Origin of the sequence: Mycobacterium simiae (assembly GCF_008370645.1) — a bacterium.
GTDB classification, from domain to species: domain Bacteria; phylum Actinomycetota; class Actinomycetes; order Mycobacteriales; family Mycobacteriaceae; genus Mycobacterium; species Mycobacterium simiae_A.
Genome location: NZ_VTZN01000173.1, coordinates 1 through 9,560, shown reverse-complemented (window position 1 = coordinate 9,560; position 9,560 = coordinate 1). Strand labels below are relative to the sequence as shown.

The following is a 9,560-nucleotide window of genomic DNA, read 5'->3' as shown; positions in this document are numbered from 1 at the left end:
CAGCGCGCTCCAGGTCGGCTACTTCAGCGGCCACCTCCTTGAAGCCACCCGCATAATTGATGGCCAGTCCGATCCGCATGGTCAGCCTCCCTGCGCACCGGCTTGGTCGAGTGCCTCTTGCTGGATCCGATCGAACTGGGCGCCCATCGCCTCGGACAACGCCGTCGCACCCGAAAGCGGTCGCACCATCACCATGAAGTCGTCGATCAGACCTTCGTCGTTGAAATGCAGGAAGTCGCAACCGGTTATCGCCTTCCCGGCCACGCGCGTCTCGAACACCAATGCGTGGTCACGGCCGCTGTCGTCGGTGATTTCCCGGACGTAGCGAAAGTCTTCGAAGATCCGCATTACTCCTCGGATAATGGCCGCGGTGATCGGCTTGCCGACATACGGCTTGAACGCCACCGGGCTGGTGAACACGACGTTGTCGGCCAGCATCGCCTGGATGGCCGCCTCGTCGCGCTCCTCGACCGCCTTGCGGAACGGATGCATCAGGCACCTCGCATCGTCAACTTATTGACTGGTGTGACTGACGCTAGAGGCTGGCGGCCAGTATGTCCATAGTAGAGTAATCACTTTATTGATTAATCGTAGCGGTGTATACTCTGCCGATGTCGCTGCGTGATGCGGTGTTGGCCGCCCTACTCGACGGCGAGTCATCCGGATACGACCTCGCCAAAGAGTTCGATGCCTCAGTTGCGAACTTTTGGATGGCCACGCCGCAGCAGCTGTATCGCGAGCTCGAACAGCTAGCCGGGCAAGGCCTCATCCGGGCGCGCGTTGTTCACCAAGAGCGCCGACCCAACAAGCGGGTGTATTCCCTCACCGCTTCCGGCCGCGAAACGATCCGAAAGTTCATAGTCAGAGCGCCGAAGCCTGCGGTGATCCGCGACGAACTGCTGATCAAGGTTGCGGCGTGCGATGCCGGCGACACCGACGCGGTCCGCGATTTCATTATCGAGCGACGGCAATGGGCAGCGGCAAAATTGGAGCGCTACGAGCGCTTACGGGCTCGACTGCTCGACGGCCGCACCGAGGAGGAATTCCTAGCCCACGCCGAACGAATCGGCCCCTACCTGACGCTGCTGCGTGGAATATCGTTCGAGCAGGAGAACATCCGCTGGGCCGAGCGGGCGCTGACCATCATCGAACACCGCCTGCCGGCGCAAGCCTGACTTACGCCGTTAACCGGACAGGAGCGTACGACGTGTCACCAACGCCCGCCAGAGCCGCACCGAAACAACACCGTCGATCTTTTCGTCTTCTAATCCGCGCGCCGAGCGTGTACTGGCTGCCACAATCTCGACGATTTTTCGCAGTGCGTTCACGCTCGGCGAGGCCCCTTTTCGCACCTGGCAACATCGACGACGATCCAGCGTCATCGCGCACTACACAAACCGTTAGACGACAACCCAGCTACCCGGGAGAAGACCTATGACGTTCTCACTGCAACTGAGCGACGACGTGATCGAGGTGCGCGATTGGGTACACAAGTTTGCGGCGGAAGTGATTCGCCCGGCCGCGTCCGAATGGGACGAACGAGAAGAAACTCCCTGGCCCGTCATCCAAGAGGCCGCCAAAGTGGGTCTCTATTCACCCGATTTCTTCGGACAGCAGGCAGCTGAGCCGACCGGGTTGGGCATGCTGGCTGCGTTCGAGGAGATGTTCTGGGGAGACGCCGGTATCGCACTCTCGATTATGGGTACCGGGTTGGCCGCAGCTGCGTTGGCGGGCAACGGAACTCCCGAGCAGCTGGGTCGCTGGCTGCCCGAGATGTTCGGCACCGCCGACGACCCCAAGCTGGGCGCCTTCTGCTCATCGGAACCCGACGCCGGTTCGGACGTCGGTGCCATCCGCACTCGTGCTCGCTACGACGAGGCGGCAGGCGAGTGGGTGCTCAACGGCACTAAGACCTGGGCGACGAACGGCGGTATCGCCAACGTGCATATCGTGGTGGCGTCGATCTACCCCGAATTGGGCACCCGCGGCCAGGCCACGTTCATCATCCCGCCGGGGACCAAGGGCCTGGCTCAGGGTCAAAAGTTCAAGAAGCACGGTATCCGCGCTTCACACACCGCCGAGGTGGTGCTCGACGATGTGCGACTGTCCGAAGACTTGATTCTCGGCGGCCGAGAGAAGTTCGAATCCCGCGTCGCGCGAGCGAAGTCGGGTGCCTCCGTGGGCGGGCAGGCAGCCATGAAGACGTTCGAGCGGACTCGGCCCACGGTCGGCGCGATGGCCGTCGGCGTAGCCCGGGCCGCCTACGAATACGCCCTCGATTATGCCTGCCAGCGTGAGCAATTCGGCCGCAAGATCGGTGAGTTCCAGGCCGTGGCCTTCAAGTTGGCGGACATGAAGAGCCGGATCGATGCCGCTCGCCTACTGGTGTGGCGGGCGGGCTGGATGGCCCGCAACAACCAGAGTTTCGACTCGGCGGAGGGCTCGATGGCCAAGCTGGCGGCAAGCGAAACTGCGGTATACGTCACCGACGAGGCCATCCAGATTCTGGGCGGCAACGGGTATACCCGCGACTACCCCGTCGAGCGCATGCACCGCGACGCGAAGATCTTCACCATCTTCGAAGGAACCAGTGAGATTCAGCGCCTAGTGATTTCGCGGGCAATCACTGGGCTGCCCATTCGATAGCCGGCCGACACCGCGCCGTTGGACCAGTCATCGATGACGGCCGCGGTTTCACTGCAATCGTCTTGACTCGGTGATGTCGACGCCACCGGGCCCACGGCATGCAGGATGCGGCCGCCGTCCACTGGCGCCGCCGGAATCAAGTTGAAGACAGCCCGCAAGACGTTGATGCTCGCCAAGTAGCTCAACACAGACAGCCTGGCCACTGCACCCAATTGCTTTCGCCACAGGACTTCCCCGGTTCGGCCTCAAACATGCGTCCGGTAGGCCTGAGGTATAGACCGCTACCCGTAGGACGATTGAGGATGATCGCGAGTTAGGTTGCTACCGATGAAAATTGTGGTAGCAAGCTATGGAAGCCGCGGCGACGTGGAGCCCTGCGCCGCCGTCGCTCGCGAGTTGCTGCGGCGAGGTCACGAGGTGCGCATGGCGGTCCCGCCCAATATGCTGGGTTTCGTCGAGTCGGCGGGTTTGGCCGGGGTGGCCTACGGGCCGGATTCGCGCGAGCAGATGAACCCGGCCATGGATTTGGTCCGCGATCTTGCGGCGCAGCCTCAGCATCCGATCAGTCTGTTGTACAACGTTATTGAGCACGTCAGCCAGGTTAACGCGGACAAGAGCGCAACGCTGACGTCACTGGCAGCTGGAGCCGATCTACTGGTTGCCGGCTTCAACGAGCAACGACTGGCCGCCAACGTTGCCGAATATCAGGGAATCCCGGTTGCCGCGTTGCATTTCTTCCCCGCCCGGATTTGGGCTTCAGGTGGTATGTCGTCGCTGATAGCCCAGGCGGCTGAGGACGCTCAACGCAGCGCATTGGGATTGCCTGCGGACGCCGAACCGCAACGAATTCTCGAGCTGCAAGCATACGACCAACTCTGTCTGCCGGGGCCGACAGCCGACTGGGTGGAGGAAGACGACTGGCGGCCCTTTGTCGGCGCGTTGACGCTGGGGCTACCGTCGGACGCCGACGACCAGGTCCTGTCGTGGATTGCCGCTGGAACGCCGCCCATCTACTTTGGCTTTGGCAGCACGCCGCTTGCGTCCCCAGCAGACACGGTCGCGATGATCGGCGCGGTCTGTACGCAACTTGGCGAGCGAGCGTTGATTTGCAGCGGCGCCAACGACTTCAGCTGCATTCCTGAGGTACAGCAGGTGAAGGTGGTAGACGCGGTGAACCATGCTGCCATCCTTCCAGCTTGCCGCGCGGTCGTTCATCACGGCGGGGCTGGCACCACGGCCGCGGGCATGCGGGCCGGAATCCCCACAGTGATCCTGTGGCTCTGGCTGGACCAGCCGATCTGGGCGAGGGCAGTCGAACAACTGGGAGTCGGCTCTGGAAGGGCCTTTTCGGTCACCACAGCGGAAACGCTGACCGCAGACCTGCGGTCGGTCCTGACTCCCGGCTGCGTCGCTCGCGCTCGTCAGCTAGCCGGCCAGATGACCGCACCCGCAGCAAGCGTTACTAGCGCAGCTGATTTCCTGGAACATTACCGTCTACCCTAATTCCTGGGCCCACGAGCGGACCCGCTGAACTGTTCGATGCGGGTCGACGTGAAGTTGCGGAGGCTTAGGCTAGTTCCATGAGCGGCCACCGCGTGCCCGGTGGGGTAGTGCATGAACTGCCGGCAGACCTGCACGAGTCGCTGATGGCCAACACAAGCGCCCTCGCTGCCTGGAAGGACATCACGCCGCTGGCGCGCAATGAGTTCATCTGCTGGATCGAGGATGCCAAGCAAGAGGCGACTCGAAGACGCCGCATTCGCCGGACGCAGGAAGAGCTGCAGGAGGGCGCCCGACGGCCTTGCTGCTGGCCGGGCTGCAAGCACCGCGAGCGCACCGGACATTAATACGACGTACCACTGCTCAAGCGGCTGGCTCACCGCAACGAGTACCGAATCGGCAGGTGCTTGACGCCGCCGACGAACGTCGTGGCGATCAACTGCGGATCACCGGCCAGCTCGATGGACTTGGCCCGCGGGATCAGTTCGGAGAAGAAGCTCTGCATCTCCATACGTGCAAGCGACGCACCGAGGCAGAAGTGCACACCGTAGCCGAAGGACAGATGCTTATTCGGGTCACGCCGCACGTCAAATCGGAACGGCTCTCGGAAGATATCCTCGTCCCGGTTGGCCGAAACGTAGGACAGCAGCACCGATTCGCCTTTGGCGATCGGCACACCGCGCACCTCGGTGTCGGCTTGAGCGGTGCGCATGAATTCCTTGACCGGCACCACCCAGCGGATCATCTCTTCCACCGCAGTGCCCATGAGGTTGATGTCCTGTTGCAGCCGGGCCAGCTCACCCGGGTTTTCCAACAGCGCTAGCAGACCGCCGGCGATGGCCGCACTGGTGGTGTCGTGACCGGCGCTGGCCACAATCACGTAGTAGGAAGCGGTGTCCATATCCGAAAGCGGCTGCCCGTTGATCGTGGCGTTGGCGATGGCCGAAGCCAGATCCTCAGTCGGATGCTCGCGACGCGATGCGGTCAGCGCGGCGAAGTAGTTGAAGAAATCCAGCAGCGTGGCCAGGACGTCCTGGCTGCTGGCGCCACGCTGAAATTCGGTGTCGTCACTGCCGAACAGCTCTTGGGTGAGCTTAAGCATGCGCGGGAAGTCCGACTCCGGCAAGCCAAGCAGCGACAGGATTACGTACAGCGGATAGTTGACCGCGATCGCCTGGGCGAAGTCCAACTCCGGCCCAGCTTCCACCATCTTGTCGACGTAAATCTTGGCCAACTCGTCGCAGCGAGCCTTCAAGGCCCGCAACGCTGATGGGCGGAACCAGTCCGCGCCGATCCTGCGCATGTCGCGGTGGTGCGGATCGTCCATGTGGATCAGCGTGCGCAGACCGATGCCGGCCTCTCGATCCGCGCGCAACTTCTTCTCGAGTTCGGTGATCATCAGCAGCGGGCGCGGGTCGTTGGTGAACAAGTCGTTCTGCCGCTCGATGTGCATCACGTCGGCGTGCTTGGTGATTGCCCAGAAAGGTTGATAGCCCTCGACTTCCACCCACGATACCGGGGCGTGGGCGCGCAGCTGGGCTAACGCCTCATGCAGCCGCTTTTCATCGGTGTAGGCCGAGGCGTCGGCCAAGACCCGCGCAGCCTCGTGCGCGATCCGGGTGCTCATTGCGGTCTCCTAAGGCTTCGTCGGTGTCGGAGATCGATTGGCGCATCAACCCATCCGCCATCTTATTCAATGTGGAACGCAATCGTTTGAGATTAGGCTTACGTCGACGAATCGGTCAAGATGTGGTCATGACTGTCGAAGGCCGGATCTACGGTGGGCTCAGCGCTGAACAGCGTTCACAGGATCGACGCGCACGCTTGTTGGAGGCCGCCCGGGGGCTCATCGCTGATGGCGGTGTGGCCCCTCTGACCGTTGACGTGGTATGCCAGCGCGCCGGTCTGAGCAAACGGTACTTCTACCACGAGTTCGCCACCAAGGAGGACCTGCTTGACGCGTGCGCCGAGGATCTGTTCAGCCGGTTGTGGGCCACGATGGAGGAAGTGCTGACCACCATGCCGCGTGCCGACCGGGTCGAGGGCACCTTGCGTGCCGTCATGCACACCCTGGCCTGTGACCCCGCCGATGCCCGGCTGTACATGGAGTGTCCCGGCTTCCCGCGGCTGCGCGAGCGCCAACAGCGCGCCGTACGAGAGTTCAGCGAGCACATGGCGGCTCATGCCATCGCCTTCACCAGGCGTCCGCGCCGGTCCGTCGACCGGGTGCTGGCCGTACGCGCGTTGGTCGCCGGAACAACCGACCTGATCATCGGCTGGTTGCACGGCGATATCGATACCGACGAGAACCGGCTCATCGCGACCATGGCCGCCACGGCCCGCGGGGCAGCGGCCACGCTGTAGCGGCGGGCCACCTACTGCCAGGCGAAGACGGGCTGCTCGAGGTGGTCAACCCGGTCGTGGTGATGACATATCCCGACCGCGTGGGGTAGTCGTCGAGCAATCCCAGCACAGCCGAATCCGATAAGTTGATACCGACCTCTTCGTCTAGTTCTCGCAGCGCGGCGTCGATCGCCGTTTCGCCCGGATCCACCCGGCCGCCGGGCAGCGCCCACATCGATCATGCGTCCGTCGAGTCCTTCCGCCGGCATTGGCCGCCCTGCAATCCACTCGTCCACCGGCGCCGGATCCACACTGTCTGCACCGACCTCCGAGTCGACAAGCACCACCGCGACCGCCGCATACCGCTTGCTCGGGTCGGTCACGGCACGACGGTCGTGATCCGCCAACTGTGCACGGATCTGCTTGTGCAGCGCCTCGTGGTACGTGATGGTCACGCCTCGACGATAGGCCTGGCGGGACGCATAGCGACCACCACTGAGGGCCGGCGTGCGGGCAAGTACGGGGGCGCGACGTTCACGACGGCCGTACCGTGGGCGCGGCGCCGGCTGCGATGATAAGAAACGTGTTTTCTACGTGGGTTAAAGCAGTTGGTGTCGACGGCGACGCCAAAGTGGGTTCGCGAGCGCCAGCCAGCAAAAACAGCGTCGCGGTCGCTGGCTCGGTTGCGAGCGCGGGCAGCGTCGCCGTTGCCGGATCGGCTGCAACCGCGGGCAGTGTCGCGGTCGCGGGATCGGTCGACGACCGCAGGCAGCGTCGCGGTCGCCGGCGCGGTAGCCACCGCCGGCAGCGTCGCGGTCGCCGGCTCAACCGGAACCGCGGGCAGCGTCGGGGTGATTGCTAGCGCGTTGAGCGTCTTTTGCATAGCTGTCCGGGAATGCGTCGCATGCCTGGCCTGTATCGCCTGCGCCCGGTGCGTGGCCTGCATCGGATGCGTCCGCTGCACCGACTGTATCGGGTGCATTGGCTGTGTGAACTGTACCGGATTGCGCAACATGAAGGGCGCCAGAGATATTCACGAGCGAAGCGGCGAGCGTTAGCTGTCTCGCTAGCGTGGCGGCCAGTGCCACGGCGGCTGGTCGAGTAGACGCTGTTCCGCAATCTGGGTCTCACCAAGTTCTTTCATCAGGCGCACGGTGTGCACGTCAGCGCCCTCTTGCAGTGCCGCGACAAGAGCTTCCGAATGGGTAACCACGATGATCTGACTGCGTTCGGCGGCTGTTGCGATCAGCGCCGCCAAGGCCGGCAACAGCTCGGGGTGCAAGCTAGTCTCAGGTTCATTGAGTACCAACAGCTCCGGTGGGCGCGGCGTTAGCAGAGCCGCGGTCCAAAGCAGGTAGCGTAGCGTGCCGTCAGACAGCTCGGCAGCGCCGAGCGGCCGTAGCATTCCAGGCTGACGCAAAGCCAGTTCGAAGCGACCGCTCTCGTTGTGGATGTCGACGCGGCTGCCTTCGAAGGCGCGATCGACGGCTTCGTCGAGCGCGGCGTCATCACCGATCTCACGAATCGTTTGCAACGCGCGGCCAAATCGGCGCCATCGTGACCCAAGACTATGGTCCGCGTGCCAATTCGGGTTTGCCGTGCGGGCGCGTCGGCGTCGGTGCGCAGGTGATCGTAGAAGCGCCAGCTACGCATACGTTCACGCATCTGGATCAGCTCTGGTGCGCGGACCGGATCGGCTAGTTCACTGAGCATCGAGTCGAACGGCCGCAGTATAGCGGTGATGCGGTGCCATTCGTCGTCGCCGTCGCGCACTCGCACAATGGGTCCAGCACGTTGGGCTATGACTGTGGCGGTGCGCCACACCGGCCCGACCCATAGCGCCTCCGACTTGACTTCGGGATCGAGTCCGAACGCGGTGTGGGTCGCAATGGGTAGCCCGAGGTCCATGGCATAGCCGAAATCGTCACCGGCAAAGCCAAGTTTTAGGCTGACCGAGTCGGTACGCACCGTCCCCTGGACCTGATGACTCCCCCGGCGTATTGACTTGCCGATTACCGCCGGCCCGGCCCACATCGTTGAGCTCAGCCCCCCCTCGCGGGCCAGCGCAGCCACCGCGCCGTTGCGTGCCGAGTCGGCCAGCAAACGCAACGCTCGATAGAGGTTGGACTTGCCACTACCGTTGTGACCGGTTACCAGGTTGAGCTGGCCCAACGGGACGACCAGCTGCCGCAACGACCGGTAGTTCTCCACCGCGACCGTAACCAGCACCTGGTCACGCTAATGCAATGTGCGCCCTTGGGTACTTGTCGACCCCGACAGGAACATGTTGCGAGTCCATTGCCGCGTCGCGGTAGGCTGAAGGGCGTTCTGGCATCTTTTAGCTTTAGGATCGGGGTAGATGCGCGTCACGGGCAAAGTTGTTCGGTTCGATGATATTCGCGGGTACGGGTTTATTGCTCCGGATATCGGCGGCGATGATGTTTTTCTACATGCTAACGATCTTGAAATGGAAAAATCCTTGGCCAGACCAGGAGCAAAGGTGTCGTTTGAAATCGAAGACGGGCCTCGCGGTAAGTTCGCAACCTCGGTGCGGCCAGGCCAGGGCGCACTTACCGGCATCGACGACCGCAGCAACGATACGGGGTTGGGCGCCGACGAATACTATGACGTGCTTTCGGTCGAGGAGTTTAAATGCACGATCACCGAGATTCTCCTCGATATTGCTCCCGCAATCACCGGTGAACAGATCAAGCAGGTGCGCACGAAATTCGAGGCGCTCGCCCGAAAACACGGATGGGTCGAATCGTAGGCTGCTCAAAGCAGAAGCGTCCTGCTGCCTTTCGGGCGGTCAACGCCCGCGACACACCGGTAGTCGGTCGAGGAACGCGCCCCAACCCGCGAACGGCGCAGCCAAAAATACCGACTACGGAGTTGCGTTGCGCGAGCGCGCACTGGAGATTCCACCTGCTTCGGTCGCGCGGCTGGGTGTTGACCTGGCCGAGCTGCATCACCTGCACCGGGTACTCACCCGAATTAATTCAGCCGCCTTGGCGGCCGGTGCTCTGCAGCCTTGAATCGTCGGTAGAGGAGCTCCCATGGTCAGCACCAAA

Annotated in this window: 9 protein-coding genes and 4 pseudogenes; 8 read left to right on the top strand and 5 right to left on the bottom strand. The window is 63.0% G+C overall.

Going from position 1 to position 9,560, the window contains the following annotated elements; translation table 11 throughout:
* Nucleotides 1–81: 81 nt before the first annotated feature.
* Nucleotides 82–492, bottom strand: coding sequence for a nuclear transport factor 2 family protein (locus F0Q45_RS21250; RefSeq protein WP_149655816.1), 411 nt, complete (start codon nt 490–492; stop codon nt 82–84).
* A 119-nt stretch (nt 493–611) separates the two neighbouring features.
* On the opposite strand from F0Q45_RS21250, the gene F0Q45_RS21245 reads away from it, so the two are divergent.
* Together F0Q45_RS21245 and F0Q45_RS21240 are read left to right on the top strand one after the other, a co-directional pair.
* A complete protein-coding gene (locus F0Q45_RS21245) occupies nt 612–1,175 on the top strand; it encodes a PadR family transcriptional regulator (RefSeq protein WP_149655815.1) in 564 nt (187 codons plus the stop codon).
* A gap of 259 nt (nt 1,176–1,434) precedes the next feature.
* The gene (locus F0Q45_RS21240; protein WP_149655814.1) at nt 1,435–2,646 is read left to right on the top strand and encodes an acyl-CoA dehydrogenase family protein; all 1,212 of its coding nucleotides are present in this window, start codon (nt 1,435–1,437) and stop codon (nt 2,644–2,646) included.
* Here the strand turns inward: F0Q45_RS21240 and F0Q45_RS21235 are convergent.
* On the bottom strand, nt 2,598–2,849 hold the full coding sequence (locus F0Q45_RS21235; protein WP_262491096.1) for a site-2 protease family protein: 252 nt from the start codon (nt 2,847–2,849) through the stop codon (nt 2,598–2,600). The two genes, F0Q45_RS21240 and F0Q45_RS21235, sit on opposite strands and share 49 nt — an antisense overlap.
* Before the next feature lie 124 nt (nt 2,850–2,973).
* Here F0Q45_RS21235 and F0Q45_RS21230 point away from each other — a divergent pair, with 124 nt between their 5' ends.
* Nucleotides 2,974–4,149, top strand: coding sequence for a glycosyltransferase (locus F0Q45_RS21230; protein WP_149655813.1), 1,176 nt, complete (start codon nt 2,974–2,976; stop codon nt 4,147–4,149).
* A 77-nt stretch (nt 4,150–4,226) separates the two neighbouring features.
* Nucleotides 4,227–4,493, top strand: coding sequence for a YdeI/OmpD-associated family protein (locus F0Q45_RS21225; protein ID WP_149655812.1), 267 nt, complete (start codon nt 4,227–4,229; stop codon nt 4,491–4,493).
* Nucleotides 4,494–4,522: 29 nt separating this feature from the next.
* Here the strand turns inward: F0Q45_RS21225 and F0Q45_RS21220 are convergent, their stop codons facing one another.
* On the bottom strand, nt 4,523–5,773 hold the full coding sequence (locus tag F0Q45_RS21220; protein WP_149655811.1) for a cytochrome P450: 1,251 nt from the start codon (nt 5,771–5,773) through the stop codon (nt 4,523–4,525).
* Nucleotides 5,774–5,901: 128 nt separating this feature from the next.
* On the opposite strand from F0Q45_RS21220, the gene F0Q45_RS21215 reads away from it, so the two are divergent.
* Nucleotides 5,902–6,510 (top strand): TetR/AcrR family transcriptional regulator, encoded by a 609-nt coding sequence (locus F0Q45_RS21215; protein ID WP_149655810.1) that lies wholly within the window; start codon nt 5,902–5,904, stop codon nt 6,508–6,510.
* A 58-nt stretch (nt 6,511–6,568) separates the two neighbouring features.
* Here the strand turns inward: F0Q45_RS21215 and F0Q45_RS21210 are convergent.
* A pseudogene (locus F0Q45_RS21210) lies at nt 6,569–6,944 on the bottom strand (NUDIX domain-containing protein); the annotation flags it as partial.
* A gap of 116 nt (nt 6,945–7,060) precedes the next feature.
* On the opposite strand from F0Q45_RS21210, the pseudogene F0Q45_RS29535 reads away from it, so the two are divergent.
* Nucleotides 7,061–7,547: pseudogene (locus F0Q45_RS29535) on the top strand (hypothetical protein).
* 8 nt (nt 7,548–7,555) lie between these two features.
* On the opposite strand, the pseudogene F0Q45_RS21200 reads toward F0Q45_RS29535, so the two are convergent.
* Nucleotides 7,556–8,718, bottom strand: a pseudogene (locus tag F0Q45_RS21200) (AAA family ATPase).
* A gap of 130 nt (nt 8,719–8,848) precedes the next feature.
* Here F0Q45_RS21200 and F0Q45_RS21195 point away from each other — a divergent pair.
* Together F0Q45_RS21195 and F0Q45_RS21190 are read left to right on the top strand one after the other, a co-directional pair.
* On the top strand, nt 8,849–9,259 hold the full coding sequence (locus F0Q45_RS21195; RefSeq protein WP_149655809.1) for a cold-shock protein: 411 nt from the start codon (nt 8,849–8,851) through the stop codon (nt 9,257–9,259).
* Nucleotides 9,260–9,368: 109 nt separating this feature from the next.
* Nucleotides 9,369–9,524, top strand: a pseudogene (locus F0Q45_RS21190) (MarR family transcriptional regulator); the annotation flags it as partial.
* Between the last annotated feature and the right edge of the window lie 36 nt (nt 9,525–9,560).